At 66.6% G+C, this 25,594-nt stretch carries 24 protein-coding genes and 2 pseudogenes; 9 read left to right on the forward strand and 17 right to left on the reverse strand.

Annotated elements, in window-relative coordinates; genetic code table 11:
• Positions 1-147 precede the first annotated feature (147 nt).
• From ACFPU0_RS19530 to ACFPU0_RS19540, 3 genes are all read right to left on the reverse strand, one after another.
• The gene (locus ACFPU0_RS19530; RefSeq protein WP_377694918.1) at positions 148-903 is read right to left on the reverse strand and encodes a sulfite exporter TauE/SafE family protein; all 756 of its coding nucleotides are present in this window, start codon (positions 901-903) and stop codon (positions 148-150) included.
• A 343-nt stretch (positions 904-1,246) separates the two neighbouring features.
• A complete protein-coding gene (locus tag ACFPU0_RS19535) occupies positions 1,247-1,681 on the reverse strand; it encodes a 3-isopropylmalate dehydratase (protein WP_377694919.1) in 435 nt (144 codons plus the stop codon).
• Between the two features lie 83 nt (positions 1,682-1,764).
• Positions 1,765-3,468: a sigma 54-interacting transcriptional regulator gene (locus ACFPU0_RS19540; protein WP_377694920.1), complete on the reverse strand. Its 1,704-nt coding sequence runs from the start codon at positions 3,466-3,468 to the stop codon at positions 1,765-1,767.
• Positions 3,469-3,853: 385 nt separating this feature from the next.
• Here ACFPU0_RS19540 and ACFPU0_RS19545 point away from each other — a divergent pair, with 385 nt between their 5' ends.
• The 7 genes from ACFPU0_RS19545 to ACFPU0_RS19575 all read left to right on the forward strand — a co-directional run bounded on the left by ACFPU0_RS19545 (position 3,854) and on the right by ACFPU0_RS19575 (position 9,435).
• Complete coding sequence (locus ACFPU0_RS19545; protein ID WP_377694921.1) at positions 3,854-4,108, forward strand: phenol hydroxylase subunit; 255 nt, start codon at positions 3,854-3,856, stop codon at positions 4,106-4,108.
• Positions 4,109-4,160: 52 nt separating this feature from the next.
• Positions 4,161-5,156: an aromatic/alkene monooxygenase hydroxylase subunit beta gene (locus ACFPU0_RS19550; RefSeq protein WP_377694922.1), complete on the forward strand. Its 996-nt coding sequence runs from the start codon at positions 4,161-4,163 to the stop codon at positions 5,154-5,156.
• The gene (locus tag ACFPU0_RS19555) at positions 5,153-5,422 is read left to right on the forward strand and encodes an MmoB/DmpM family protein (protein ID WP_377694923.1); all 270 of its coding nucleotides are present in this window, start codon (positions 5,153-5,155) and stop codon (positions 5,420-5,422) included. Before ACFPU0_RS19550 ends, ACFPU0_RS19555 begins: the two co-directional genes overlap by 4 nt.
• Positions 5,423-5,457: 35 nt before the next feature.
• A complete protein-coding gene (locus tag ACFPU0_RS19560) occupies positions 5,458-6,984 on the forward strand; it encodes an aromatic/alkene/methane monooxygenase hydroxylase/oxygenase subunit alpha (RefSeq protein WP_377694924.1) in 1,527 nt (508 codons plus the stop codon).
• Positions 6,985-7,041: 57 nt separating this feature from the next.
• The gene (locus ACFPU0_RS19565) at positions 7,042-7,401 is read left to right on the forward strand and encodes a phenol hydroxylase subunit P4 (protein ID WP_377694925.1); all 360 of its coding nucleotides are present in this window, start codon (positions 7,042-7,044) and stop codon (positions 7,399-7,401) included.
• 10 nt (positions 7,402-7,411) lie between these two features.
• The gene (locus ACFPU0_RS19570; protein ID WP_377694926.1) at positions 7,412-8,473 is read left to right on the forward strand and encodes an NADH:ubiquinone reductase (Na(+)-transporting) subunit F; all 1,062 of its coding nucleotides are present in this window, start codon (positions 7,412-7,414) and stop codon (positions 8,471-8,473) included.
• Between the two features lie 74 nt (positions 8,474-8,547).
• Positions 8,548-9,435 carry a SphA family protein gene (locus ACFPU0_RS19575; protein WP_377694928.1) on the forward strand — a complete coding sequence of 296 codons (888 nt, stop codon included), beginning with the start codon at positions 8,548-8,550 and terminating at the stop codon, positions 9,433-9,435.
• A 194-nt stretch (positions 9,436-9,629) separates the two neighbouring features.
• On the opposite strand, the gene ACFPU0_RS19580 is transcribed toward ACFPU0_RS19575, so the two are convergent.
• The 4 genes from ACFPU0_RS19580 to ACFPU0_RS19595 form a co-directional block, all read right to left on the reverse strand.
• Complete coding sequence (locus ACFPU0_RS19580; protein WP_377694929.1) at positions 9,630-10,568, reverse strand: class I SAM-dependent methyltransferase; 939 nt, start codon at positions 10,566-10,568, stop codon at positions 9,630-9,632.
• Positions 10,569-10,810: 242 nt separating this feature from the next.
• Positions 10,811-11,638 carry an alpha/beta hydrolase gene (locus tag ACFPU0_RS19585; RefSeq protein WP_377694930.1) on the reverse strand — a complete coding sequence of 276 codons (828 nt, stop codon included), beginning with the start codon at positions 11,636-11,638 and terminating at the stop codon, positions 10,811-10,813.
• Between the two features lie 22 nt (positions 11,639-11,660).
• Positions 11,661-12,800, reverse strand: coding sequence for an NAD(P)-dependent alcohol dehydrogenase (locus ACFPU0_RS19590; RefSeq protein WP_377694931.1), 1,140 nt, complete (start codon positions 12,798-12,800; stop codon positions 11,661-11,663).
• Positions 12,801-12,850: 50 nt separating this feature from the next.
• A complete protein-coding gene (locus tag ACFPU0_RS19595; protein WP_377694932.1) occupies positions 12,851-14,320 on the reverse strand; it encodes an aldehyde dehydrogenase family protein in 1,470 nt (489 codons plus the stop codon).
• 146 nt (positions 14,321-14,466) lie between these two features.
• Here ACFPU0_RS19595 and ACFPU0_RS19600 point away from each other — a divergent pair, with 146 nt between their 5' ends.
• Positions 14,467-15,477, forward strand: a complete 1,011-nt coding sequence (locus tag ACFPU0_RS19600; RefSeq protein ID WP_377694933.1) for an AraC family transcriptional regulator — start codon at positions 14,467-14,469, stop codon at positions 15,475-15,477.
• A gap of 66 nt (positions 15,478-15,543) precedes the next feature.
• Here the strand turns inward: ACFPU0_RS19600 and ppa are convergent, their stop codons facing one another.
• The 3 genes from ppa to ACFPU0_RS19615 form a co-directional block, all read right to left on the reverse strand.
• Positions 15,544-16,071 carry an inorganic diphosphatase gene (ppa, locus tag ACFPU0_RS19605; protein WP_004420411.1) on the reverse strand — a complete coding sequence of 176 codons (528 nt, stop codon included), beginning with the start codon at positions 16,069-16,071 and terminating at the stop codon, positions 15,544-15,546.
• A 78-nt stretch (positions 16,072-16,149) separates the two neighbouring features.
• Positions 16,150-16,968, reverse strand: a complete 819-nt coding sequence (locus ACFPU0_RS19610) for a zinc-dependent peptidase (RefSeq protein WP_377694934.1) — start codon at positions 16,966-16,968, stop codon at positions 16,150-16,152.
• 10 nt (positions 16,969-16,978) lie between these two features.
• Positions 16,979-17,638 carry a DedA family protein gene (locus ACFPU0_RS19615; RefSeq protein ID WP_377694935.1) on the reverse strand — a complete coding sequence of 220 codons (660 nt, stop codon included), beginning with the start codon at positions 17,636-17,638 and terminating at the stop codon, positions 16,979-16,981.
• A gap of 151 nt (positions 17,639-17,789) precedes the next feature.
• Here ACFPU0_RS19615 and ACFPU0_RS19620 point away from each other — a divergent pair, with 151 nt between their 5' ends.
• Entirely contained in the window at positions 17,790-19,376 is a 1,587-nt protein-coding gene (locus tag ACFPU0_RS19620; RefSeq protein WP_377694936.1) for a protein kinase, read from the forward strand.
• A gap of 42 nt (positions 19,377-19,418) precedes the next feature.
• Here the strand turns inward: ACFPU0_RS19620 and ACFPU0_RS19625 are convergent, their stop codons facing one another.
• From ACFPU0_RS19625 to tssI, 7 genes and pseudogenes are all read right to left on the reverse strand, one after another.
• The gene (locus ACFPU0_RS19625) at positions 19,419-19,874 is read right to left on the reverse strand and encodes a GNAT family N-acetyltransferase (protein WP_377694937.1); all 456 of its coding nucleotides are present in this window, start codon (positions 19,872-19,874) and stop codon (positions 19,419-19,421) included.
• Between the two features lie 273 nt (positions 19,875-20,147).
• Complete coding sequence (locus ACFPU0_RS19630; protein ID WP_377694938.1) at positions 20,148-22,019, reverse strand: phospholipase effector Tle1 domain-containing protein; 1,872 nt, start codon at positions 22,017-22,019, stop codon at positions 20,148-20,150.
• Positions 22,016-22,540, reverse strand: a complete 525-nt coding sequence (locus ACFPU0_RS19635; protein WP_377694939.1) for a DUF3304 domain-containing protein — start codon at positions 22,538-22,540, stop codon at positions 22,016-22,018. Before ACFPU0_RS19635 ends, ACFPU0_RS19630 begins: the two co-directional genes overlap by 4 nt.
• Positions 22,537-23,364: a DUF4123 domain-containing protein gene (locus ACFPU0_RS19640; RefSeq protein WP_377694941.1), complete on the reverse strand. Its 828-nt coding sequence runs from the start codon at positions 23,362-23,364 to the stop codon at positions 22,537-22,539. The genes ACFPU0_RS19635 and ACFPU0_RS19640 overlap by 4 nt, the downstream gene beginning before the upstream one ends.
• On the reverse strand, positions 23,361-24,014 hold the full coding sequence (locus tag ACFPU0_RS19645; RefSeq protein WP_417715035.1) for a bacteriophage T4 gp5 trimerisation domain-containing protein: 654 nt from the start codon (positions 24,012-24,014) through the stop codon (positions 23,361-23,363). The genes ACFPU0_RS19640 and ACFPU0_RS19645 overlap by 4 nt, the downstream gene beginning before the upstream one ends.
• Positions 23,996-24,076, reverse strand: a pseudogene (locus tag ACFPU0_RS29445) (hypothetical protein); the annotation flags it as partial. The gene ACFPU0_RS19645 and the pseudogene ACFPU0_RS29445, both read right to left, overlap by 19 nt.
• Positions 24,053-25,186, reverse strand: a pseudogene (gene tssI, locus ACFPU0_RS19650) (type VI secretion system tip protein TssI/VgrG); the annotation flags it as partial. The pseudogenes ACFPU0_RS29445 and tssI, both read right to left, overlap by 24 nt.
• Positions 25,187-25,594 lie beyond the last annotated feature (408 nt).

A 25,594-nucleotide genomic window follows, 5' to 3' on the forward strand; every position in this document is an offset into this window, starting at 1 on the left:
GGGGCGGATGGTCGCTGCGGGTTGGGCGGGGGACCTGTAGGGGCGAATTCATTCGCCAAGCAGGCCGAAGGGCTGCCAAATGGGGCGTTGGGGAACGCTGCGCGTTCCTTGGCGAATGAATTCGCCCCTACAAAAGACCGATCGGATTCAGGTGGTGACGAAGTAGTACAGCGTCATCCCCGCACCCACCGCAATCACCAGCCAGCGCAGCCAGCGGGTCGGCAGGCGCCGGGCCAGGGCGCCGCCGGCATAGCCGCCGCAGCTGGCGGCGGCGAGCAGCACCGCCAGTTCGCTCCAGCTCACCCGTCCGGCCACCACGAAGGTGACCACCGCGACGCTGTAGATGGTGCTGGAGAGCAGGTTCTTCAGCGCGTTGGCGCGCAGCAGTGGGTGGCCCTCGATGGAGAAGGCCGCCAGTTGCAGGATGCCCATGCCGGCGCCGAAATAGCCGCCGTAGATGGCCACGAGGCTGTGGGAAAGATGGCTGCCGAGGCCATGGGGCGGCAACTCGCCGGCGCGCTGACGGTTGATCAGCTCGCTCAGCCATGGACTGGCGGCGAACAGCAGGGTGGCGGCCAGCAGCAGCCAGGGAATCAGCCGGCGAAAGATCTCGTCGCCGCCGGCCAGCAGCAACAGGCCGCCGCCAAGGCCACCCAGCAACGACACCACTAGCAGCGGAATCACGTAGCGCCCCAGCGGCCGCAGCTGCTCCCGCGCGGCCCAGCTCGCCGCCAGGCTGGCCGGCCACAGGGCCACGGCATTGGTGGCGTTGGCGGTCACCGGTGGCAGCCCGCTGGCCAGCAGGGCGGGAAAGGAGAAGAAGGTGCCACCGCCGGCGAGGGCGTTCATGCCGCCGGCGGCGAAGCCGGCGAGCAGCAGCAGGATGATGTCGTGGAGGCTCATGGTCCGGCGTGCAAAAGCCTGCAGGTTACCTTCGGGGGCGAGCGGTGGCAAAGGCGCGCCAAACGGCAGTCCGCCCGATGGCGCGCCGACCAGTGAGCTGAATCGCTGATGGGCGGAGAAACCGTATTTCGGCGGCGGCAGTATGCTGTCAACAACTCGTATGGGGCGGGGGCGGTAATGTGCAGGGAAGCCCAATCCACAGCCTTTCCAGGCAGTAGCAGCGGAAGATTGAGAAAGCAGAGATTCACGCTGAGGCGTCAGGCCGGAACCGGGTTCAGCAGTCCCGCTTCCGGCCTCTTTCATTGTGCGTCCGGATGCGCGCAGCGCGCCTCGCGGCCTGCCGTCACTGGGCCTTCGGGTCGTCGGCGAGCAGGGCGAAACCTTCGCGGTTGTCGCTGACGATGCGGAAGTGCTCGCTCTGGCCCGGTTCCACCTGGGCCGCCTTCTCACGACGCAGGCTCCCCTTGGAGCACAGGGTGTCGTCCTGCTCGTCGATGCCGATACCGACGATGCGATCCCCCGGTGGCACCTGGAAGCTGGCCTCTTCGCCGATGCCGATGCGCGCCGCCAGCTGCCGGTCCACATGCACGGCGATGTAGCAGCCGCTGCCGAGGCCACCCATGTCGCGGTTCACCACGATCCGGCCGCCTCCTTCCACCGGCTCCTGGAACGCCAGCAGGCGGTCGGCGGGTACCTGGGTGATGTGTTCCGGGGCAGAGCGGTAGGACGAGCAGCCGGCGAGCAGGAGCAGGGAGACAGCGGCACATGTCAGGCGCATGAAAGCCCTCCTTGGGCGGGTCGATCGAGGGGTGCTGCTGGAACTCTAGTGGATGGGCTGGGGATTGCCATGGGGACGTGTCCTCAGGTGCGGTCGCCGGCATCCTCCGCCGGCAGTTTCTTCAGCCGGTAGGCGAGGGCGGGGCGGGTCATGCCGAGCAGGCGAGCGGCTTCGGAGACGTTGTTCTGCGAGCGCTTCAGTGCCCGCTGCATCAGCGCTTCCTCCACGGCGTCCAGGCTCAGGCCGCTGTCGATCAGGCGCTCCACCCAGTCGGGGTCGGTGCTGGGCGTGGCTTCCACCAGGGCGCCGTCGCTGGACAGGCCGATGCTGCCCGCTTCAACGGACAAGTGCGGGAAGAGCGCGTCGGCGCTGATGCTCTGGTTGGCGTCGGTGATGATCACGCCGCGCTCGATGAGGTTTTCCAGCTCGCGGATGTTGCCCGGCCAGTCATAGCGCATGCAGGCCTCCAGGGCCCTGTCGGAAAGGCCGAGGGTGGTCTTGCCGTAGCTGGCGTGCAGGCGCGAGAGGAAGTGTTCCACCAGCAGCGGGATGTCTTCCTTGCGCTCGCGCAGGGAGGGGATGAACACCGGGTAGACGTTCAGCCGGTAGTAGAGGTCGGCGCGGAAGCGGCCGTCCTTCACGGCCTTGGCCAGGTCCTCGTGGGTGGCGGCGATCACGCGCACGTCCACCTTGCGGGTCTGGGAGTCGCCGACCCGCTCCAGTTCCTCTTCCTGCAGCACGCGCAGCAGGCTGGCCTGGGCGCGAGGGGTGAGCTCCACCACTTCGTCGAGGAACAGGGTGCCGCCGTTGGCGCGCTCGAAGCGGCCCATGCGTGATTGTTGCGCGCCGGTGTAGGCGCCGCGCTCGACGCCGAACAGTTCCGCTTCGATCAGGTCCGGCGGGATGGCGGCGCAGTTCAGCGCCACGAAGGGGCCGCCGGCGCGCTCGCTGCGCAGGTGCAGGCTGCGCGCGATGACTTCCTTGCCGACGCCGGTTTCCCCCAGCAGCAGCACCGAGGCCTTGCCCGGCGCGGCCTTGTCGATCAGGGTGCAGGCCTTGCGGTAGAGCGGTGCCTTGCCGATGCCGTAGTACTGCCCGGCGTCCTGCTGCAGGCGCTGGCGCAGGTTGGCCACCTGCACCTGCAGGGCCTGGAGTTCTTCGATGATGGGGTCGCTCTGGAAGTAACGGAGGAATTCGTCGGCATCCTCCCAGTCCTCCACCGGCTTGCCGATGATGCGGCAGCGTGCGTCGCCGCAGCCGCGGCAGCTGACTTCCTTGTAGAGCACCTGACGGCCGAGGAAGAAGGACGAATAGCTGATGGCGTAGCCGAGCAGGGTCCAGCATACCGGCTGGTCCAGTTGCAGGCCTTCGGCCTGGCAGTTTTCCACCTCGTAGGAGTTCTGCCACTCGAGGTCGGCGTAGAACTGGCCGTTCTCGATATCGATGTTCATCTCCAGCGGATTGACCTTGACCATGCCCTTGAGCGAGTGCAGCTGCGGGCCGGTGAGGAACATCTCCACCGCATCGGCACCGGGGCGCAGCTTGCGCGCGAGTTCGGCGTCCTTCAGTCCGGACTGGTAGCCCAGGCGCAGGAACAGCCCCTTGGCCCGCTCGATGCCGAGCATCTCGATCAGCTCGCGGCGGAAGGAGCCCATGGCGGCGGACTGGAGCAACAGCATGCGCTGCTCGTCGAGCCAGATCTTGCCCTCGTTGCCGAGGAAGCGGACCCGGTCGGTCAGGTCCTTCAGGGTCGGGCTGTGCTCCGACGCCTTGTAATCCACTTTCATCGTGTCGCACCCCAGATCGTTCTTGTGCGGGGAGGCCGGCGAACCGCCGCTCAGGCAGGCGGTCGGGAGGTTTCGCCGGGCGGCCGAAACAGGCAAGGCGTGGCCGCGTTCTTTTTTTCTAAGCGGCCTGAAAGCCGCTGAAAAGTCAATTGTTCCTCGCGCCGGGCAGGGGTGATTGGCCATTTGCTCAAAGGGGGGTTCCTGCGATTGATCAAATGGTTGAAGGGCACTGGCTCCAGACGCTCGACGGACCCGCCGGGGAACGTCTTCGCGATCATGAAAAGTCCATTTGAAACAATGAGTTGAGGCTTTTCTGCGGGCGTCTTGCAAGGCCTGGCACAGCCGTTGCTCAAGCCTTTGCAACCCGCCCATGGAGTTGCCTTGCATGAGCCAGCCACAGTCCTTCGACCAACTGCCGCGCTACGTCCGGGTGCGCAGCGAACCCGACGCCGCCTTCGTCGAGTTCGACTTCGCCATCGGCTATCCGGACCTCTTCGTCGAACTGGTCCTGCCGCAGGCGGCCTTCGCCAGTTTCTGCGAGCAGAACCGGGTCCGGCACATGGATGCGCAGATGGCCGACGCCATCGACGCCGACATGGAGAAATGGCGCTACGGCGAAAGCCGTGGCCAGGTCGACTGACCCCGGCCACGCGCGTCGATCCCCTCACAACAACAAGTACAGGACGCCCTGCATGAGTATCGAGATCAAGACGGCGACGGCCGAGCCGATCCGCCAGACCTTCAGCCACACCCGTCGCCGTTTCGGCGACAAGCCTGCCAGCCGCTACCAGGAGGCCAGCTTCGACATCGAGGCGGCCACCAACTTCCACTACCGCCCGCTGTGGCAGCCGGACAAGCTGCTCAACGATGCCACCCGCACCGCCGTGCGCATGGCCGACTGGTACGCCGTCAGCGACCCGCGCCAGTTCTACTACGGCGCCTACGTGCAGACCCGCGCCAGGATGCAGGAGAACGCCGAGCACGATTACGCCTTCTGCGAGAAGCGCAACCTGCTGGCCGGCCTCGATGTCGCCAGCCGCGAGCAGGTCGCCCGCCTGCTGCTGCCCCTGCGCCACGCGGAGCTGGGCGCCAACATGAACAACAGCGGCATCGCCGCCGACGGCGTCGCTACCAGCCTGACCCAGCTGCACATGTTCCAGGCCATGGACCGCCTCGGCATCGCCCAGTACCTGTCGCGCATCGGCCTGATGCTCGACGACGGCGGCACCGACCTGCTGCTTGAGGCCAAGCGCCAGTGGCTGGAAGAGCCGGCCTGGCAGGGCCTGCGCCGCTACGTGGAAGACACCCTGGTGGTGCGCGACTGGTTCGAGCTGACCCTGGCGCAGAACCTGGTCAGCGACGGCCTGCTCTACCCGCTGATGTTCCACAAGTTCGACGAGCAACTCTGCGCCCGGGGCGCCGGCCAGGTGGGGATGCTCACCGAATTCATGCGCCTGTGGTTCGCCGAGACCCAGCGTTGGGTCGATGCCATGGTCAAGACCGTGGTGACCGAGAGCTTCGACAACCGCCAGCTCGTGGAAGGCTGGGTCGCCCACTGGCAGGCCCGTGCCCTGGAGGCATTGGCGCCGCTGGCGCAGATCGGCCCGGGCAGCGATGCCCTCGACACCCTGGCCGGCGAGTTCGCCGCCCGCCTGAAGAAACTCGGCCTTGCAGGAGCCGCGCAATGACCTCCCTCGTCTACATCGCCTTCCAGGACAACGACAACGCCCGCTACATAGTCGAGGCCATCGCCCAGGACAACCCCCACGCCGAGATCCAGCACCAGCCGGCCATGATCCGCGTCCAGGCCGAAGGCCGGCTGGAAATCAACCGTGCCACGGTGGAGGAAAGGCTCGGCCGTGAATGGGACGTGCAGGAAATGCTGATCGACGTCATCACCCTCGGCGGCAACGTCGAGGAGGACGAAGACCGCTTCGCCCTGCACTGGAACTGAACCCGCCCATAACGACAAGAATCGGGAGAGCCGCCATGGCCGCCAAACGCCTGAACCAGAAAGACAAATACCGCTGCCTGACCCGCGACCTGGCCTGGGAGCCGAGCTACCAGAGCAAGGACGACATCTATCCCTTTGAGCGTTTCGAGGGCATCAGGATCACCGACTGGGACAAGTGGGAGGACCCCTTCCGCCTGACCATGGACGCCTACTGGAAGTACCAGGCCGAGAAGGAGAAGAAGCTCTATGCCATCTTCGACGCCTTCGCCCAGAACAATGGCCATACCAACCTGTCCGACGCGCGCTACGTCAACGCGCTGAAGCTGTTCCTCTGCGGCGTGACCCCGCTGGAGTACCAGGCCTACCAAGGGTTTGCCCGCGTCGGCCGGCACTTCGGCGGCGCCGGGGCGCGGGTCGCCTGCCAGATGCAGGCGATCGACGAGCTGCGCCACGTGCAGACCCAGGTCCACGCCATGAGCCACTACAACAAGCACTTCAACGGCCTGCATGACTTCGCCCACATGCATGACCGGGTGTGGTTCCTCTCGGTGCCCAAGTCCTTCTTCGAGGACGCCCGCACCGCCGGCCCCTTCGAGTTCCTCACGGCGATCTCGTTCAGCTTCGAGTACGTGCTGACCAACCTGCTGTTCGTGCCCTTCATGTCCGGCGCCGCCTACAACGGCGACATGGCCACCGTCACCTTCGGCTTCTCGGCGCAGTCCGACGAGGCGCGGCACATGACCCTCGGCCTGGAAGTGATCAAGTTCCTGCTGGAGCAGCACGAGGACAACGTGCCGATCATCCAGCGCTGGATCGACAAGTGGTTCTGGCGTGGCTACCGCCTGCTGACCCTGGTGGGAATGATGATGGACTACATGCTGCCGAATAAGGTCATGTCCTGGGCCGAGGCCTGGGAGGTGTACTACGAGCAGGCCGGCGGCGCGCTGTTCAAGGACCTGGAGCGCTACGGCATCCGCCCGCCCAAGTACGTCGAGCAGACCACCATCGGCAAGCAGCACATCAGCCACCAGGCCTGGTCGATCTTCTACCAGTACAGCCAGGCCACCAACTTCCATACCTGGATCCCCACGGACGAGGAACTGGACTGGCTCTCCGCCAAGTACCCGGACACCTTCGACCGCATCTACCGCCCGCGCTACGAGCACTGGCGCGAGATGCAGGCCCGCGGCGAGCGCTTCTACAACAACGCGCTGCCGATGCTCTGCCAGGTCTGCCAGATCCCGCTGTCCTTCACCGAGCCGGACGCCGACACCACCCTGAGCCACCGCAGCGTGCTGCACGGCGGCGAGCGCTTCCATTTCTGCTCCGACGGCTGCTGCGACATCTTCCAGTTCGAGCCGGAGAAGTACGTCCAGGCCTGGCTGCCGGTGCACCAGATCCTCCAGGGCAACTGCGGCGGCGGCGACGTCGAGAGCGTGGTGCGCGACTACTACAACATCGCTTTCGGCCAGGACAACTTCGACTACCAGGACTCGCCCGAGCACCAGCGCTGGCGCCAGTGGCAGGGCGACAAGCCCGCCGACATCGCCAAGGCCGGCTGAATCCTGCGGCGGGCGCAGCGCGCCCGCCTTCAACCCCATTACAAGAAGGACAGCGTCATGCCCGTGACTGCCATCGGCGCCTATGCGGCGCAATCCCTGGACCGCCAGGAAAACTTCAACGGCCTGCAACTGGTGTACCTCTGCTGGGAACGCCACCTGATGTTCTGCGCCCCCTTCACCCTGCCGCTGCCGCCGGACATGCCCTTCGGCGACTTCATCGAGCAGGTGGTGAAACCCGCCATCGCCCCGCACCCGGATGCGGCAAAGGTCGACTTCGCCCAGGTCGGCTGGCGCCTCGATGATGCCGACTTCTCTCCCGACTGGCAGGCGGGGCTGGCCGCCAACGGCGTCGGCCACAAGAGCCTGCTGCACCTGTCCACCCCCGGCCTGGACGGCCTCGACGGCAGCTTCAACTGAGGAGATCGCCATGAGCTACCAGGTCACTATCGAACCCACCGGCGAGCAGATCGAAGTCGAAGAAGGCCAGACCATCCTCCAGGCCGCGCTGCGCCAGGGCGTCTGGCTGCCCTTCGCCTGCGGCCACGGCACCTGCGCCACCTGCAAGCTGCAGGTGCTGGAAGGGGAGGTGGACGTCGGCGCCGCCTCGCCCTTCGCCCTGATGGACATGGAGCGTGACGAGGGCAAGGTGCTGGCCTGCTGTGCCATGCCGCAGAGCGACCTGGTGATCGAGGCCGATATCGACGTCGACCCGGACTTCGCCGGTCATGCCGTGCAGGACTATCGTGCCGAAGTGCTCGCCCTCGACGACCTCTCGCCCACCATCAAGGGCCTGCGCCTGAAGCTGGACCGGCCCATGGACTTCCAGGCCGGGCAGTACATCAACCTGCAGATTCCCGGCATCGAGGGCACCCGCGCCTTTTCCCTGGCCAACCCGCCGAGCCGCCCGGACGAAGTGGAATTGCATGTGCGCCTGGTGGAGGGGGGGCAGGCCACCGGCTTCATCCACCGCGAGCTGAAGGTGGGCGATGCCCTGGAACTCTCCGGCCCCTACGGCCAGTTCTTCGTGCGCGCTTCGCAGCCGGGGGACCTGATCTTCATCGCCGGAGGCTCGGGGCTGTCCAGCCCGCAGTCGATGATCCTCGACCTGCTGGAGCAGGGCGACACCCGGCGCATGACGCTGTTCCAGGGCGCCCGCACCCGCGCCGAGCTCTACAACCGCGAGCTGTTCGAGCGCCTGGCGGAAGAGCACGAGAACTTCACCTACGTGCCGTCCCTCAGCCAGGCCGCCGAAGACAGCGAGTGGAGCGGATTCCGCGGCTACGTGCACGACGCGGCGAAGCAGCATTTCGACGGCCGCTTCGCCGGGCACAAGGCCTACCTCTGCGGCCCGCCGCCGATGATCGACGCCGCCATCACCGCCCTGATGCAGGGCCGGCTGTTCGAGCGCGACATCTTCATGGAGCGCTTCCTCACCGCCGCCGATGGCGCCGGCGAGAGCACCCGCTCAGCCCTCTTCAAACGCATCTGACCCGTTCTATCCGACGCTCCGCGCCAAGGGCGCGGACGGCGGCTCACGCCCATAAAAACAACAAGGTATTGCCGATGAGCACCAATTTGCGTGTCCTGTCCTGCTGCATCCTCGCCACCCTCGGTCCTGTCGTCCATGCCACCGAAGGCGGCGGCTCCACCTACCCGATGGGCGCCGAGAACTACATGTCCGGCGCCATGCCGCCGCCGGGCCTGTACGGCCAGGTCTTCTCCACCCACTACGAGGCCGACACCCTGCGCGGCAACGATGGCGAGAGCCTGCCGGTGGATTTCCGCGTGCGTGCCAACGTCATCGCGCCGCGCCTGATCTGGGTCACCGAGCAGGAGGTGTTCGGCGGCAACCTGGCCTTCGCCGCCCTGGTGCCCTTCGTCGACCTGAAGGTGGAAGTGAATGGCCAGTCCGAGCATAAGAAAGGCCTGGGCGACGTCATCTTCGGCCCGGCCCTGGGCTTTCATCACAGCGACAAGCTGCACAGCATCCTCGCTCTGGACTTCATCGCCCCAACCGGCGAATACGACCGCGACGATCTGGCCAATATCGGCCGCAACTACTGGACCGTGGAGCCGGTGCTGGCCATTTCCCACGTCGCCCCCGCCGGCCTCAATGCCAGCGTCAAGCTGATGTACGACTTCAACCTGGAGAACTCCGCCACCGATTACCGCTCCGGCCAGGAATTCCACTTCGACTACGCCGTGGGCTGGGGCCTCGGCAATGGCTGGGTGCTGGGCGTGGGCGGCTACTTCTACCGGCAGACCACCGACGACCGCCAGCACGGTGAGCGCATCGACGACAACAAGGGCCGCGCCTTCTCCATCGGCCCGTCGATCATGTACAGCAACAAGGACGGCTGGTTCCTCACCGCAAAATGGGAACAGGAAACCGGCGTGCGCAACCGTGCGGAAGGGGATGCGTATTGGTTGAAGCTGACGGTGCCGTTCTAGGCCTGGCCTGAGGCAGGGCGGGGGTGAGCTCGCGCGGTGTTGGGCCTCGTTCCTCGGCGCCAACCTACGGCAGGACTGCGTCCTGCTTGGCGAATGAATTCGCCCCTACAGGTGGTGCAGGGGCAGGGCCATGCCGGCGCGAGTCACCCCTCTCCCGCTTGCGGGAGAGGGGCCGGGGGAGAGGGAAGCTTTGACTACCCCCGCCGAAACACCAACGCCTTCAACCCCGCATCCGGGTCGATATCGGCGAACTCCGGCGGATTCTCCAGCCGCTCCACGAAGCGCAGCTCCGGCGCTTCCGCCGCCATCCCCTGGATCAGGAAATCCGGCCCGATGGCCGGATCATTCACACAGGCCAGCACCTCTCCGTCCTCGGTCAGCAACTCCGGCAGGCGGCGGAGGATCTTCTGGTAGTCGCGGGTCAATGCAAAGCTGCCCTTCTGGAAAGACGGCGGGTCGATGATCACCAGGTCATAGGGCCCGCCCTTCTTCACCTTGCCCCAGGACTTGAACAGCTCATGGCCGAGAAAACTCACCCGATCGAGGTCATGGCCATTCAGCCGATGGTTGTCCCGCCCACGGCTCAACGCCGAGCTGGCCATATCCAGGTTCACCACATGCCCGGCACCGCCCTCAATGGCGGCCACGGAAAAGCCGCAGGTGTAGGCGAACAGGTTGAGCACCCGCTTGCCTTGCGAGTGGGCACGAACCCAATCACGACCGTAGCGCATATCGAGGAACAGCCCGTTGTTCTGCTTCTTGCCCAGGTCCAGCTTGAAACGCAGCCCGCCTTCGCTGACCACGCATTCATCCACACCTTCGCCCCAGAGCAGCTCGACGGTGCTCTCCAGCCGATAGCGATGCTGCAGCAGCAGGCTCCGCGCGCCGCTGCGCTGCCACACCGGCGACTGCGCCAGCCGCGCCAGCATCGCTTTCAGCCCGGCGAGCTCGTCTTCGCCCGGCTCGCGAAACAAGGACACCAGCACCACCGCCTGCAGCCAGTCGACCGTGACCTGCTCCAGCCCAGGCCAGCGCCGGCCGCGACCATGGAAGATGCGGCGCGTTTCAGCCGGCGGGTTTTCCAGGGCGGCGGTCAGTTGCTGTTCCAGGGTGGCGATGGCGTCGAGGTTCATGGCGGGCGATTGGTGAAGTGCGGAGGGTATTCCGTCGGGGGAGTCTGGTTCGGCATTGGTCGCCCGGCAACTTTTCTCCGGGCATTAAAAAGCCGGCTTGTGGCCGGCTTTCATTGGGTGGCCAGGGCTCATTTTTGGTAAGCCCCGGCCGCCTTAAGAATTCTTTGCGCATCAGGCGTTTAGCTCTGCGCGGGCGCGGACTTTAGCAAATCTCCAGCGCCGCCGCCACTTCTAAACGTACTTCAGCGCCCGGGCATTGCGGCCAGGGCACCCAGCAGCACGCCGTCCGCCCGTGCCAGGTCATCGAGTACGGAGAAGTGCGTGCAGTCCGGCACGTGGATCAGCGTGGCGGTTTCACCGGCGGCCTTGCATGCCATTGCATATTCATCCGCGTGGCGGACGAGTTCCGGCAATTCGGCGGCGCCCACGGCGACCAGGGTGGGCGCGCCCGCGCCGATGTGGCGCAGCGGGCTGTAAGCCTGGATCTCCTGTGCCGTGAGGCGCAGTTTTTCGTCGAGCCATGACAGGCTGATCGGCTCCAGGTCCACCAGCGGGCTGATTGGCAACGCGGTGCTCACCAGCGGGTGCGCGCGATGCTGGGCTGTCAGGTGGCCGCCGGCCGAGTGCCCACTGAGCACCAATGGACGGCCCGCGCAGCCCAGGTGATCGCGGTCCGCGGCGAGGTGGTCGAGCAGGTTGCCGATTTCGCCGACGATCCGGCTCATGGAGGCTTCCGGCGCCAGGGTGTATTCCACCAGCACGACGTTGAAGCCGCTGGCGAGGGGGCCGCTGGCGATGAAGGCGAAATCCTCCTTGGTGCAGTTCTGCCAGTAGCCTCCATGGATGAAGACGAAGGTGGGGGCATCGGTCCTGCCGCAGGGAATCCAGTCGTAGCGCTCCCTTGGGCGAACGCCGTAGCGCAGGTTGCGCCGGCAGGCCGTGCTGGCGTAGAGCTGCGCGCTGCGGGACTGGAAGTCGGCGAGGATGGCGGGGAAGTCCGCGACCGCTGCGGAGTTGTTGTAGGCCGCATCGAGCGTCGCGCGGTCCATGCCGCGATAGAGTGTGGTCATTTTCAGGTCCTGATAAGGGTGTTCAGGGGGCGGATCTATGGCCGTCCATGAGCAGGATCGGCTTCAGGGTCACGCCTGCCTCGCTGTCCGCGGCGGCCTGGTTGATCGCGTCGAAGGGGTAGAACTTCACCAGCCGGTCGAAGGCGAAGCGGCCCTGCATGTGCAACTCGACCAGCTCCGGGATGAATTTGCGCGGCACGCTGTCGCCCTCGCAGATGCCGCGAATGCTCTTGCCCGCAATCATCAGGTCGTTGAGGTCGAACGCGGCCTGGGTGCCTTGCGGCGAGGCGCCCACCACGCCCAGTACGCCCAGCGGTGCCAGGGCCGCTACGCCCTGGGCCAGGATGGCCGGGCGTCCGGTGGACTCGAGGGCGAAATCCACGCCGCCGCCGGCGATGTCCCGGATGGCCTCGACCCAGTCGGGCTTCCCGCTGTCGAGCGCATGAGTGGCGCCGATCTCCCGGGCCAACTCCAGGCGGCTGGGAACCCGGTCCACCGCGATGATGGTCGCGGCACCGGCGAGCCTGGCCGCCAGCACGGCGGACAGCCCGACCGCACCGGCGCCCAGGGCGAGGAAGCGGCTGCCGGGGGACACCTTGAGCGCGTTGATGACGGCCCCGGCGCCGGTCTGTATGCCGCAGCCGAGTGGCCCGAGCAGTTCCAGGGGCGCGTCCTTCGACACCTTGATGGCGTTGTTTTCGCGGCTCAGGGCGAGTGTCGCGAAGGAGGACTGGGCGAAGAAGTGGTCGTGCAGGGGCTCGCCGTTGGCGTCGACGATGGCGCAGTTGCCGTGCGGGTCGGCCCCGCCGAAGTTGTGGGCGTAGAAGTCAGTGCAATAGGAGGTATGTCCGGCGCTGCAGGGCAGGCAATGGCCGCAGTGGCCGTAGGTCAGTACCACGTGGTCGCCGACGGCGAGGGTGCTGACTTGCGGACCTATGGCTTCGACTATGCCCGCCCCTTCGTGCCCCAGTACCGCCGGCAGGGGCACGGGATAGTACTGGTCGCGGATGATCAGGTCGGTATGGCAGAGGCCGCTGGCGACGATGCGCACCAGCACCTCGTCGCCCCGCGGGGCCCGCAGGCGGGCTGCCTCGAGCCTGAACGGCTCACCCTTGCCGCGGGTGACGGCGGCGCGGATGTCATGGAATTCAGGTGTATTCATGGATCGTCTCCTGGCCGGCGCCGCCTGTGGCGGCGCCGGGGAATCGAAGGTCAACCCAGGTACCAGGGTTCGATCACGCGGTTGCGGACGGTGACCGACTTCACCCGCGAGTAGAGGTTCAGGGTTTCACGGCCGTGTTCGATGCCGATGCCGCTTTCCTTGACCCCACCGAAGGGAACGCCGCTGCTGAGGTTGAAGTACTGGTTGATCCAGACCGAGCCGGCTTCCAGCGCGTCGGCGGTGCGCATCGCGTTTTCCAGGTCGGCGGTATAGATACCGGCGGCGAGTCCATAGGGGACGCCGTTGGCTTCCTTCAGCATCTGCTGGTAATCGCTCCAGCGGATGATGCTGAGTACCGGCCCGAAGATTTCCTCCTGGGCCACGCGCATGCCGTGGCGGACCTCCAGCAGTGTGGGCTGGATGAAGTAGCCGGCCTCGCAGCCCGCGACGGGCTCGCGCTCGCCGCCGAACAGGACCTTGGCCCCTTCTTCCTTGCCGATGCCGATGTACTCCAGCACCCGCTTCCCCTGCTTGGCGGATATCAGGCAACTGAGGTGCACCGATTCGTCCAGCGGGTTGCCGACCTTCATGCGGGCGGCGGCGCTGGCGAGCTTGTCCACGAAGGACGCGTAGAGGTCGTCGTGAACGAACAGGCGGGTTCCGGCCAGGCAGGACTGGCCATTGCAGTACATGGCGGCGAACAGGGCGTTATCCACCACCGCGTCGAGGTTTTCGGCATCCGGGAACACGATGTTGGGGCTCTTGCCGCCCAGTTCCAGGGACACCGGCACCAGCCGTTCGGCCCCGGCGTGGGCGATGATGCGGCCGACCTCGGGGCTGCCGGTGAAGGCCAGCTTGGCCACCTGCGGGTGGGCGGTCAGGGCGGCGCCGACTTCCTCGCCGAAGCCTGGCACCACGTTGATGACCCCCGGAGGGAAGATGCCGCCGGCGATCTCGGCGAACTCCAGGGTGGACAGCGAGGCGTTCTCGTCGGGCTTGAGCACCAGGGTATTGCCCGCCGCCAGTGCCGGGGCCACCTTGAGGGCGACCATCAGCGCCGGCACGTTCCACGGGATGATCTGCCCGACCACACCGATGGGGTCGCGCTTGACCATCAGGTAGCCGTCCGGGATCGGTCGCCCGTAGCCCTCGTGGGTCAGGATCGCGCCGGCGAAGTAGCGGTACTGGGCGATGGCTTTCTGGTGGTCCAGGCGGGTCTCGGCGACGCGCCGGCCAACGTCCAGGGCGTCGATCAGCGCCAGGCGCGGGAGTTCCTTCTCCAGGGCGTCGGCAAGCCGGTTCAGCAAGGCGGCGCGTTCCTCGTAGCTGGTGGCCTTCCAGCCGGGCAGGGCCCGTTGCGCGGCCTGGACCGCCGTGGCGACGTCGGCGGCATCGCAGCGGGCGATGTCGGCGAGGTGCTCGCCGGTGGCCGGGTTGGTGGCGGCGAACACCGCTCCGTGGGACGGAACGAATCCACCGTTGATGTAGGCCGTATAGTTTTTCCTGAGTGAAGGTTTCATGGTTCTACGCAAGGCTCCATCGGTAGGCGACAGGGCCTCATGGTCGGCCGGGCGTCAGCGGGCCGGCTATCTATCGGGCGCCATCCGCATCGGAAACGCGCCCTTTTTCCACAGGCCAGATCCTCGCGCCATGGAGGAAGCAGAACGTGAACACCTCGTTTTCCCATCCCCGCCCGCCAGCCACGTCGTCAGGCTCGTCGTTGCGCCTTGGCGATATTCCGCGCAGCGCGCTGGTGTTCGAATCCACGGACCTGGAGCGCGCCCGTGAAGAAGTCGGCCGGGTGTATTGTCCCTACCGTTTCCACGCGGCTCGCCAGCGTCGTTGGCCCGCCAGCATGTCCCGGCTGCAGGGCGAGAGCGTTGCGCTGTCCTGGTTCACCTACGGGGCGGACATCTCGATCGAGCCGGAGGTTTTCGAGGACTTCGTCCTGGTGCTCACCACGCTGGCGGGGCGCGCGGATATCCGCAGCGGAAGCCTCGAACACAGGGGGAGGGCCGGCTCGACCGTGGTCATCGCCCGGGATGCGCGATCGAGCTACCGCTACAGCCTGGACAACGTGCAGATGGGCGTGCGTATCGATGCGCGGCGGGTCGATGAGTTCTGGCGGCGCCTGTCCGGCCGGTCGTTGCCCGGAGGACTGTCTTCCTGCGTGCTGGCGGCGCCGGGGCAGCGCGATCGCTGGCTGGCGTCCGTGGAGATGCTGCGGCAATTGCTGCACCCCGATACGCCGGAGAGCCTGAGGGCGATGCTGCTGCCGCGTGCGGAAGAACTGCTGATCATGCACCTGGTCGCGGACCGCCTGGCCGCGCTGCCTGGAACGGCCGGCGCCATCGCCCCGGCCTGCCTGAGGCGCGCCATGGCCTTCATCGATGAACAGGCCGGGCAGCCGCTGACGCTGGCGGCGATCGCCGCCGCAGCCCACTGCAGTGTCCGGACCCTGCAGAGGGCTTTTCGGCAATGGCGCGATATCGGGGTGATGCGCTACGTGAAGGAGGTCCGCCTGCAGCGGGTGCGGGAGGCGCTCCTCGAGCCGGAGCAGGCGGCGTCGATCACCGAGATCGCCTCGCGCTGGGGCTTCGTCCATCTGGGGCAGTTCGCCGTGGATTACCGAAAGGCCTATGGCGAGCGTCCGTCGGATACCCGGCGGCGGGTATGAGGGCCTGAAACGACAACGCCCGTATCGATGGATACGGGCGTTGTCTGCAGGACGGAATCGCGGGTCTTACTTCTGGTAAGCCGCAACCGCCTTGGTGATTTCGGCGCGGGCTTCGTCGGCGTTGCCCCAGCCTTCTACCTTCACCCACTTGCCTTTCTCGAGGTCCTTGTAGTTCTCGAAGAAGTGCTTGATCTGTTCCAGCAGCAGGGCCGGCAGGTCGGTGTATTCCTTCACGTCCTTGTAGAGGACGCTCAGTTTGTCGTGGGGCACGGCCAGCAGTTTGGCGTCGCCGCCGGCTTCGTCGGTCATGTGCAGGACGCCGACCGGACGGGCGCGGATCACGGCGCCCGGAGCCACCGGGTAGGGGGTGACGACCAGCACGTCCAGGGGATCGCCGTCGTCAGCCAGGGTGTTGGGGATGTAGCCGTAGTTGGCCGGGTAGAACATCGGGGTGGCCATGAAGCGGTCGACGAACAGGCAGTCGCTGTCCTTGTCGATTTCGTATTTGATCGGCGCGTGGTTGGCCGGAATCTCGATCGCGACGTAGATGTCGTTCGGCAGGTCTTTGCCGGCCGGGATCTTGCTGTAGCTCATGGTCAACTCCCAAAGGTGGGGCCAAAAAAGTGGGCGCGATTATAGGCACATTCCCACACCGATGCCACGCCGTTCTACTTATCCGTTGGTCGCGTCGCGATAGTCCGGATGATTGTCCTGAAGTCGTTTCAGACGACCCAGCGGGTCCTGGCGGTAGAAGGCCTGGAGCTGGCGGTAGACGGCGGGGAAGGCCTGGTCCAGCAGGTCCGGGGCGGTGAAGAAGTATTCGCTGGTGACGGCGAAGAACTCCGCCGGGTCTTCCGCGGCGTAGGGGTCGATGGGCGTTTCGGCATCGGGGTCGCGGTCGAGCTGGGCGTTCATCTCATCAAAGGCGCTTTTCATCGCCAGTGCCCAGTCGGATTGGCGCATGTCCCGGTGCAGGGGCGGCAGGCCATTGGGCCCGCCGCTGAGCATGTCGAGCTTGTGTGCCAGCTCGTGGATCACCAGGTTGTAGCCGTCCCAGCCGCCGCTGGCCTGCACGCCGGGCCAGGCGAGGATGACCGGGCCGAACTGCCAGGATTCGCCGCTGCGCTCGTCGTCGTATTCATGCTCGACGCCGGCGGCGTCGCGGTGGCGCTGGGGGCTGACGAAGTCATCGGGATAGAGGACCAGTTCGTGGAAACCCTGGTACCAGTCGAGGTCCGGCAGGTGCAGCAGGGGGAGCTGGGCCTGGGCGGCGAGCAGCAGGCGGTCTTCCCGGGACAGCTCGACGCCGGCCAGGGCGGTGATGCGCTTGTCATGCAGGAAGAGCACGCTGCGCTCGCGCAGGCGCTGGTCTTCGGTTTCGTCCAGGCCGTCGAGTATCGGCAGGCGCCGGCGCACGGCCGCCCACTGCTGCGGGTCGACCGGGTTGCGGGCGAGGATGCGCCGGCGGCGCCAGGTGCGGTAGGACCACATGGGACCGGGGTCAGCCCGAGTGGCCTACGCCTTTGGCGGAAGGCCGAAAGTGGTTGCGGACCATGCTGATTACCATCGGCAGCATGGAGATGCCGATGATGGCGATCACCATGAGCGACAGGTTCTGCTTGATGAAGGGCACGTTGCCGAAGAAGAAGCCCAGGGTCACCAGGCCGCCCACCCAGAGGATGGTGCCCAGCACGCTGAAGGCGAAAAAGCGCGGGTAGGGCATGCGGCCCACGCCGGCGACGAAGGGGGCGAAGGTCCGCACGATCGGCAGGAAGCGCGCCAGGGTCACGGTCTTGCCACCGTGGCGGTCATAGAACTCATGGGTGCGCTGCAGGTAGTCGCGGCGGAAGATCTTCGAATTCGGGTTGCTGAACAGGCGTTCGCCGGCGGTGCGGCCGATCAGGTAGTTGAGGCTGTCGCCGCTGATGGCGGCGAGCATCAGCAGGCCGCCGAGCAGCCAGGGGTCCATGGCGCCACCGGCGCTGACCGCGCCGGCGATGAACAGCAGGGAGTCGCCGGGGAGGAATGGCGTTACCACCAGGCCCGTCTCACAGAAGATGACCAGGAAGAGGATGGCGTAGATCCAGGTTCCATAGTTGGTGACCAGCAGGTTGAGGTATTGGTCCAGGTGAAGGATGAGGTCGATCGGGTTGAAATCCATGAGACGCCTTGTGGATGGGTGCGGCGGGTGGGGGCTGTGACTGACGCATTATAGGGGGAAGTCTCGCGGGCACGACGAGTCCTTGGCCGAATGGCGAGCGGCATGAAGGCTGCAACTGTTTCCAGTGATTTCCCGGATTCAGGATAGGCCCATGTCATTGCAGTTGTTGGAACACCCCGCCGTGAGCCTCGCCCAGGGGCACGGGCTGGACCTGCCCACCCAGGCGGCCCGTGCCCGCGCAGCCTGGGTGGCGGGGCGGCGCGGGCGCCCGCCGCTGCTGCTGGTGGCCCTGCTCTGGGGGCGTTCCTGCACCAATGTTGTGCAAATGCTGGGGCAGTATCTGGACGCCGTATTTGCCGACTATGGCTGTACGCCCGAGGGCTGGAGCGAAACCCAGGCGGCGAGGCAGGTGCTGGCGGCGCTCAACCTGCAGCTGTTCCGCCGCCGCCAGGCCGGCGAGGTGGTGCCGGAGTTGAGCGCCGGCCTGCTGCTGGTGCAGGACGGCGAGGCGCATTTCCTCCAGGCTGGCGCCATCGGGCTGGTGCGATTCCTCGACGGACAGGCCGATGGCCTGGTCGGACGCGACAATCCCCTGGGCAGCCAGGCGGAGCTGGCGGTGATCCAGCACAGCCTGCCGCTGGCGCCGCCCCAGCCCTTGTTGATGGCGCCCCAGCCCTTGCTGGAAGTGGCTGACCTGGGTGCCCTGTGCAACGCCGGCGCCGGCCTGCAGCCCGGCCAGTTGGCTGACTTGCTGGAGCCGCTGCTGGGCGCTCCCGGCGCGGCTGCCCTGGTCCTGCCCGGAGAGCGCCATTGCCTGCCGCCCGCGGCAGTCGGCGGCCACTGGCCGAAGCTGGAGGAGGCTGTGCCGGGCATGCACGTGGATGGCTGGACACTGCTCGCACCCTGCGACTACGGGCCCCCGGGGCGGTTGTTCCGCGCCATGGAGGAGGGGCGCGAGGCGTTGCTCTGGCTGGCCGAGGGGGATGCCGATGAAGCTTTCTGGCAGCGCGAATGGGTATTGCGGCGCAGCCCGGTGGCGACCTTGCCCCAGGTGCTGTCGCCACGCCGGGGCCGCCACCATGCCTTCCAGCTCTTCGCCCTGCCTGCCGAGGGTGCCCGGAGCCTGGCGCGGCGGCAGGAGGGCAACGGTCCGCTGGATGCCGAGGCCACCTTCGGCCTGGTGGTTCAGCTCATCGAGGCGGTCCGCTCGCTGCAGCGGCGAGGCATGCAGGGACTCTGGCTGAATCCCCGGCAGATACTGGTGGACGAGGACGGTCGCCTGCTGCTGTTGCCGGAGTTCGCTGCCATCCTGCCGGGCGTCGCTCGCCAGACCGCTCCCGCTCGGGCGGTGCCCCTGGCGCCCGAGCTGCGGCACGGCCGCGCGCTGGATGGCAGCGCCGACCAGTTCGCCCTGGCGGCGCTGGCCTATTGGCTGCTCAGTGGGCAATGGCCGGAGGCGGCGCGGCCCGAAGACGGCCAGACCGGCCGCTACGTGCCGCTTGCCGGAACGCTCGCGGGCCTGCCTGAAGGCTGGGACGGTGTGCTGGCCAAGGCCCTGGCGCCGCACCCCGGGGCGCGCTTCGAAGCGTTGTCGGAATTCCAGTTGGCCCTGGAGCGGCCGCTGGTGCAGGCGCGTCGGCAGCGCCCCGCACACAGGCGCGGCAAGTCATGGCGGTTGGCCGTTGCCCTGATGCTGGGGCTGCCCCTGTTGCTTGGCCTGTGGCTGGGCTTGGGCTAGGCCGGAAGCGCCCGGACCAGGAGGTCCGGGCGGGGGCCGGTGTCAGTCGCTGTTGATCGGCAGGATGTAGTTCTTGAACTCGGTGTCTTCGTGGAAACCGATGGACTCGTACACCTTTTTCGCCACCTCGTTGCTCACGCTGGTGGAGACGCGCATGCGTACGGCGTTGGTCTCGCGCGCCATCTTCTTCGCCGTCTGCAGCAGGCGGTCGGCCACCAGTTGGCGGCGAGCGTCTTCGGCAACATAGATGTCGTTGAGGATCCAGACGCGCTTCAACGCCAGCGAGGAGAAGCTCGGGTAGAGCTGGCAGAAGCCCAAGAGGCGCTCGTCTTCATCGGCGAGGGCGAGGTAGATCACGGATTCCTGGCGGCTCAGGCGCTTTTCCAGGAACTTCCTCGAGGACTCCGGGAACGGCAGTTCACCGTAGAACTCACGGTACTTCACGAACAGCGGCGTAAGCAGGTCCAGGTGCTCCAGGGTGGCTTGGACGATGCGCATGATGGGCCTCGATGTCAGTGGTTGGGGCAATGTTCGCAATGCAGATGCTGTGCCAGCGAAGCGATTCGATCCTGCACCAAAGCCAATTGAAAGCGCAATCCAAGCAAGCGTTTGATTTGCATCCTTGCCCCCCTTGCTCCTTGTGGATTCGCGAGCCGGCACCAGACAAGGCAAGGATGGTCGAGGAGGCGCGGTTTACGAGGCGCAACCGTGCAGCTCGGGGCCATTTTCAATGCCGTCTGGCCGATACGTGGCCAACTCCCCGGCTATCAGTCATTTGTACCCGTCAGCAGGAAGTTCCCGGCCGTTTACCAGGGGCCATCGAACAACTTGCCCATGTCGATGCTGTTCTGCAGCGCGCCTCTGCGCTTCGTATTCCCGCTGGGCGGCTTCGCGTTGCTGCTGCTCGGTGGGCGGCGCATTGGTAAGCGGATCGTCGCTACCGCGATAGACACGGCGATAGCGCAGGTAGCCCTGCAACTCCCAGCGCCCGGCGATCCTGAAGCCGGCATAGGAGTCGTGCAGGTAGTTGGCGAACAGGAAGGCCTGGGGCGTGTGCCGCTCCGGGTTGGCCGCCGTAGCCAATGGGGAGTGCGCCTTGAGGTGGGTGAGCACATCGGCGGCTTCCGGGGCCAGCAGTTGGCGCCGGGCGGCCTTTTGCAACAGGACGCCGCTGAAGCCCTGGGGGTTGTAGCGATAGACCTTCACCTCTTCCGGGGTGAGGCCTTCGAGTGCGGCGATATCCTCCAGCAAGGTCCGGTTGGCCCCGGCCAGGTCCTTGTGATCCCGGACATTGGCACGCTTCACCCAGGACAGCTGGGCGGCATAGACGGTGCGCACCTGGTAGCGCCAGGCCAGGTAGGGGATAAGCCACTGGGCCGTGGTGGCCCGGGGCGAGGTGGCGGCCATGAAGGCGTCGTAGGCCTGGTGGACGTTGGGGTTGATCTCGAAGGGATCATACAAGCCCTCCATGGCTAATGCTCTATCCAGCGGGACCAGTGCTTCCCTTGCCGCCTGGTACATCAGCTCCAAGGGAATCTGCGACAACACATCGCTGGGCTCGCCGCTGGGGCCACGCCCCTGTTCCTGCGGCAGGTAGCCGCCGCCGACATCCGAGTGCATGCCCGGCAGGGCGAACTGCTGGCAGTTGCGGGGCAGGCTGCCGTCCTGGTTGCGGACGCTCTCCAGGGGAAAGGAGGCGCGGTTCTCATGCATGGCGATGTAGTGGACGCACTGATGGATGTTGGCGGGAATACGCAGGGTTTCCGCCTTGGCCCAGGCGAAATGGCCGTCGCCCCCGGCGCTGTTGGGCACCCCCACCGAGGCCACGGTGTCGAAGATGCCAAGAAAGCGCAGCCGGGTCGGCACGCCGCAGAGCCGGCCATCCACGAACATCGCGTTCAGCCAGTTGCAGAACACCCGCGCCTGGGCCGCACCTCGGGAAAAACCGAAGACATCGATAGTGATGTCGACGAGCTTGGGTTTGGCGATCAGGGCGATCCGCTCGGCCAGTGCCCGGGTCTGCTGGCGGTAGAAGGCCTCGGCATGGGCGCGCTCGCCATTGGCATGGCACAGCAGGCCGCCGACGGTGCGCATGCCCACGGCATCCAGCGCCCGCGAGTCCTCAAAGCCGCCGACCAGGGGGGAATAGCTGCCCAGCCTGTTCAAGGTGCGCGTGCCATTGCGGCACAGCGCCAAAAGGGTGCCTTGCGAATAGCGGGGGCGGTTGTCGGAAATGCCGCGTTGTATGAAGTCCAGCACGCGCAGCAGTGCATAGTTGATGCGTCCATCGCCGCCACTGCCCATGGCGGCGCCGAAGGGGGCGGGAGTGTCCTCGCCGATTTCCGGGAAAGGGGTGCCGACACCGGGGACGTACAGTCGGAAATGGCCATCCAAGGGTTTTTCCGGGTAGGCCCGATACAGGCGTACCACATTGCTGTCCTTACGCGCCTGGCGCTGGGTCATGCCCAGGCCGGGGTTGCCGCCCGTGGCCTCATCCCAGTCCTGGTTGTTGCCGGTGCCGTCGAAGAAGATGCCGATCTGCAGGTCGATTTCGCAGCGCTCGGTCCTTGGCAGGCATTGGGGAAACAGGGGCGTTATGTGGGGCGTGGGGCCTTGTGGATGGAGATTGAAGCGTTCGTTCATTCCAGTCGCTCCATGACAGTGGGTTGAGCTTGCGGCGGACAATGGGTGCTCGGAGCGGGATAGACCTTCCACGGCTCCTTCTGGGGAATCAGATCGTAAGGGCCGGGATAGTCGGGATTGGGGCCATAGATGCCGGGGCCGATGTCGGAGGACACCACGCGCACCGAGCTATCGGCGAGGAAGTGGGTCCAGATATGGCCGACCTCGTCATAGTGCTCCACCGGCACCCGACGTGTCCGTTGCTCCCAGGCGCAGTCGCGCCAGTTGGTGGTATTCCAGCTCACCACGGCAGTCAGCCCGGGGTGCCATTTGCGGGGCAGGCTGACGCAGCAGACCACGCTGCCCCCCTTGCCGGCCTGGAAGCCGCCGGTGCCATTGACCGAGAAGTCCTGCACGCTGAGGTGGTCGGCCAGGTGGTCGATACCGGTCAGGGCGGCGGGAACCATATCCTGGCGGTTATCGCAGGCCGCCAGTTGCAGGCAGAGGCCCAACAGGGCCAGCGGGGAAGCAAGCCGTTTCATACAGGCCTCCCGGTGCCCAGGGAGGCGAACGCCAGCACGTGGCTGATATCCCCGGTGCGCTGCGCCCGACGCAAGGCGGCCTCGAACTGTTCTTCTTTCAGGAGCAGGCCGGCGGTCCGCCAGATGACCAGGATCGCCGCCACCTGTACGGATAGGGCGTCCACTTTCAGGCGATGCAGCCAGGCGTAGGTCTGCTGCGTCCAGGTGTAACGCTGCCGCGCCTGTCCTTGAGGAGGTAGGGACTGATCGGCTCGACAGGCCGCGTCGAACAGCTCGCCGATTCGGCCGCTCTCGATCAGTTCATGCCATTGCCGGGGGTGCAGTTGCAAAGGTAATGAGGCCTCGGCTGTGGGCCGAGGCTGCGCGCGGACACTGCGAAGGCCGCTCCGGTCGGAGTGATGCCAGGCCTCGATGGGGCCCAGCGTGGCGTCTTGTTGTCCGGGCGTGAGGGCTTGCCATACATCGCTGAAGGCGCGTCCATCGGCATAGCGGAAGTAGTAGCGTTGCCCATTCCTGGCTTCCAGGTAGCGCAGGGCCCGCAAATGCTCCAGCAGTTCGGGAAGAGGTGCTTGGCAGACCAGGCCGCTGCAGGCGAAGCGTTGATCGAGGGCGCTCGAAAGAAGGCCACGGGTAAACTCGTGCAGCGGTGCGGTTGCGGGCGGCAGCCAGGGGCCGACATTGGCGGCCTGTTCGCCCAGGTCCTCATAGAGTCGGTGACGGCCGGGTTGTTCCAGCAGCCATGGCAGTTGTGGTGTGCCCAGCAGCAATGCGCCGTCGAACAGGTAATAGGTGTGCGTGCTGGTATGGGGTGAGTTGAGCATCATACGGGCACCACGGCTCCGCCGGAGCGGGCGGCCCGAAGGAAACAGTCAAGGCAGAAATCGCCGGCTTTCCCGAGGTTGGGTGTGCCGTCAATGACATAGGGGTTGCCCTTGCCCGCCGGGTCGACGTCCAGTGGTCCCTTGAATTCGATGGCCAAGGCATCCAGGGTGATGCCGGCATCGTCGATGCGAATCGTCCCACCAGGCCCCCGGATGATGAGGACCTCGCCCGCCTGTATCTGATAGTCCCTCGTGCGGTGGCGGATGGCCTGGCCGGCCTGCAGCTCGGCGTGGCCTTTCACGGTCTGTTCCTGGTGGCCGCCGATGCTCACCCAGTGGTTGGCCGCGGTCGTGTCGCGGCGGTGGTTGCCCACCTCTTCGCTGCGGTCCTTGCCGGTGCGGATGTGGTGGTTGCGGCCGATGGTCAGGGCGTCGTCCTGGCCGATGGCGTGGCGCCGGTCCTGGCCGATGCCGACCTGTTCGTCGTGGCCCACCGTTTCGCTGCGGTCGTGGCCGATGGCGACGGTCTCGTCGTGCTCCACCCGCTCGCGGCGGTCGTGGCCGACGAAGGTGGTTTCGTCATGGTTGACGTGGATGTTCTGGTCCTTCTGCGCGTGGAGGTAGATTTCCTCCTGACCTTCACCCGGCCGTATTCGTCGGTGTAGATCTCCTCGCCCGGCGGGCCGACCACCACGGCGTGCTGCGGGCCGTCGATACGCGGCCTGGCCAGCGGTTCGGCGCGCCACTCGGCGTCGTCCGGGACCAGTTCGGCCGCGTAGCGGTAGTGGGTGCCCTGCTGGGCGTCGGCGCTCTCTTCGGCCAGGCTGGTGTGCTGCACGCCGCGGTGGACGATGCGGACCGGGCGCCAGCCGCGGTTCAGGTCCGCGCGCGGGTGGCCGGCGAGCTGGAAGGAAATGCCCGGCTGCAGGCGCGGGTCATCGTCCTCGACCCGGGCGAGGCGCGCATCGCGGCGGTGGCCGCGCAGGCGGTGCTCGGCGAAGGGCTTGCCGGCCTCGTCGAACTTGGCGCGGGCGGGGTAGTCGTAGCGCTCGTAGCGGCGGCCCTGGTGGTCCAGGTCGGCGCCGTCGTGGCTGTGCTGGTGGGTGTAGCGGGGGTGCTTGAAGGTGTAGTCGCGCTGGGTCTGCCGCGCGGTGCGCACGTTCTCGGCGTAGGCGAAGCGGTGCAGCGCCGGCACCGGCTGGTCGCCACCGGGGGTGGGCTGGTACTGCACCGGCTCGCCGCCCAGGCGGCCGTGGATGAACAGGCGGTCGCTGTGCACCAGCTGGTGGCCGTCGGCGCTGTGGCGGAAGGCGTAGAAGAAGCCTTCCTCGCGCAGGATGCGCTCGATGAAGTGGTAGTCGGTGTCGCCGGCCTGCACGCAGTACTCGCGGACCAGGTGCTCGCGGGTGACGCGCTGCTCGTAGTCCAGGGTCAGGCCGTGGGCCTTGAGCACCGCCTCGGCGATCTGCGGGACGCTGAGGCGCTGGAAGAGGCGCCAGTCGGAGCTGAGCTTCAGGCGCGCCAGGCGCGGCTCGACCACCGCCGAGTAGCGGGTGCGGCGGAAGCCGGTGTCGCCCTGGACGAAGGCGGAGACGGCGCCGTGCACGTGGCGCACGGGGGTGTCGCCGTGCCAGAGGGTCAGCCGAGCGGGGCGGTCGAGCACCTCGGCGAAGTCCACCGCGGGGTTGGCGCAGGCCAGTTCGACGGCGAGGTGGAAGGTCTCGGAGAGTGCTTCGTGGAGTTCGAACGAGACGACTTCGAAGACGTCGCGCGCCGCGCCGCCGACCAGGTCGAAGGTGAAGCGCAGGCCGGATTGGGTGGGCATGGCGGGCTCTCTCAGGTTTCCAGCCCACCTGCCGTGACAGGTGAGCCTATGGAGACGCCAACCGCCGATGCCGCTTCAATGTGTCGAGAGTGGAAAGGCGGCGGGCATCCGTGGAACATCGCCGGGATGCTGCTGCCAATTCCGAGCTCGCGAAATCAGAAGAGTCTTGGTTCTGCCTGTGGAAAAGTCTGATGTGCTGGCAGGCGGTGATGCCCCCGGCCCGTAGGTTGGCGCCGAGCGCAGCGAGGCCCAACAGCGACGGCTCGCTGGTCTTCAAACGCTCAGTACTGCCTACGACGCGCTTCCTTTGCTTCGTCAGGCCCGAAATCGCTAAAGCGGTCGTGCGCATGGCGTGAGCGATTTTCCCGCGATCCGGCCGCACTGTTTCAGCCCAGAATGCCGAAGCCC

The organism is Pseudomonas sp. GCM10022186 (assembly GCF_042656385.1).
Taxonomy (GTDB): Bacteria; Pseudomonadota; Gammaproteobacteria; order Pseudomonadales; family Pseudomonadaceae; genus Metapseudomonas.

Bases quoted from the DNA above. Each gene is read 5' to 3' on its own strand.
- ACFPU0_RS19530 (WP_377694918.1), bottom strand. From the start codon at position 903: ATGAGCCTCCACGACATCATCCTGCTGCTGCTCGCCGGCTTCGCCGCC.
- ACFPU0_RS19535 (WP_377694919.1), bottom strand. From the start codon at position 1,681: ATGCGCCTGACATGTGCCGCTGTCTCCCTGCTCCTGCTCGCCGGCTGC.
- ACFPU0_RS19540 (WP_377694920.1), bottom strand. From the start codon at position 3,468: ATGAAAGTGGATTACAAGGCGTCGGAGCACAGCCCGACCCTGAAGGAC.
- ACFPU0_RS19545 (WP_377694921.1), top strand. From the start codon at position 3,854: ATGAGCCAGCCACAGTCCTTCGACCAACTGCCGCGCTACGTCCGGGTG.
- ACFPU0_RS19550 (WP_377694922.1), top strand. From the start codon at position 4,161: ATGAGTATCGAGATCAAGACGGCGACGGCCGAGCCGATCCGCCAGACC.
- ACFPU0_RS19555 (WP_377694923.1), top strand. From the start codon at position 5,153: ATGACCTCCCTCGTCTACATCGCCTTCCAGGACAACGACAACGCCCGC.
- ACFPU0_RS19560 (WP_377694924.1), top strand. From the start codon at position 5,458: ATGGCCGCCAAACGCCTGAACCAGAAAGACAAATACCGCTGCCTGACC.
- ACFPU0_RS19565 (WP_377694925.1), top strand. From the start codon at position 7,042: ATGCCCGTGACTGCCATCGGCGCCTATGCGGCGCAATCCCTGGACCGC.
- ACFPU0_RS19570 (WP_377694926.1), top strand. From the start codon at position 7,412: ATGAGCTACCAGGTCACTATCGAACCCACCGGCGAGCAGATCGAAGTC.
- ACFPU0_RS19575 (WP_377694928.1), top strand. From the start codon at position 8,548: ATGAGCACCAATTTGCGTGTCCTGTCCTGCTGCATCCTCGCCACCCTC.
- ACFPU0_RS19580 (WP_377694929.1), bottom strand. From the start codon at position 10,568: ATGAACCTCGACGCCATCGCCACCCTGGAACAGCAACTGACCGCCGCC.
- ACFPU0_RS19585 (WP_377694930.1), bottom strand. From the start codon at position 11,638: ATGACCACACTCTATCGCGGCATGGACCGCGCGACGCTCGATGCGGCC.
- ACFPU0_RS19590 (WP_377694931.1), bottom strand. From the start codon at position 12,800: ATGAATACACCTGAATTCCATGACATCCGCGCCGCCGTCACCCGCGGC.
- ACFPU0_RS19595 (WP_377694932.1), bottom strand. From the start codon at position 14,320: ATGAAACCTTCACTCAGGAAAAACTATACGGCCTACATCAACGGTGGA.
- ppa (WP_004420411.1), bottom strand. From the start codon at position 16,071: ATGAGCTACAGCAAGATCCCGGCCGGCAAAGACCTGCCGAACGACATC.
- ACFPU0_RS19610 (WP_377694934.1), bottom strand. From the start codon at position 16,968: ATGTGGTCCTACCGCACCTGGCGCCGCCGGCGCATCCTCGCCCGCAAC.
- ACFPU0_RS19615 (WP_377694935.1), bottom strand. From the start codon at position 17,638: ATGGATTTCAACCCGATCGACCTCATCCTTCACCTGGACCAATACCTC.
- ACFPU0_RS19620 (WP_377694936.1), top strand. From the start codon at position 17,790: ATGTCATTGCAGTTGTTGGAACACCCCGCCGTGAGCCTCGCCCAGGGG.
- ACFPU0_RS19625 (WP_377694937.1), bottom strand. From the start codon at position 19,874: ATGCGCATCGTCCAAGCCACCCTGGAGCACCTGGACCTGCTTACGCCG.
- ACFPU0_RS19630 (WP_377694938.1), bottom strand. From the start codon at position 22,019: ATGAACGAACGCTTCAATCTCCATCCACAAGGCCCCACGCCCCACATA.
- ACFPU0_RS19635 (WP_377694939.1), bottom strand. From the start codon at position 22,540: ATGAAACGGCTTGCTTCCCCGCTGGCCCTGTTGGGCCTCTGCCTGCAA.
- ACFPU0_RS19640 (WP_377694941.1), bottom strand. From the start codon at position 23,364: ATGATGCTCAACTCACCCCATACCAGCACGCACACCTATTACCTGTTC.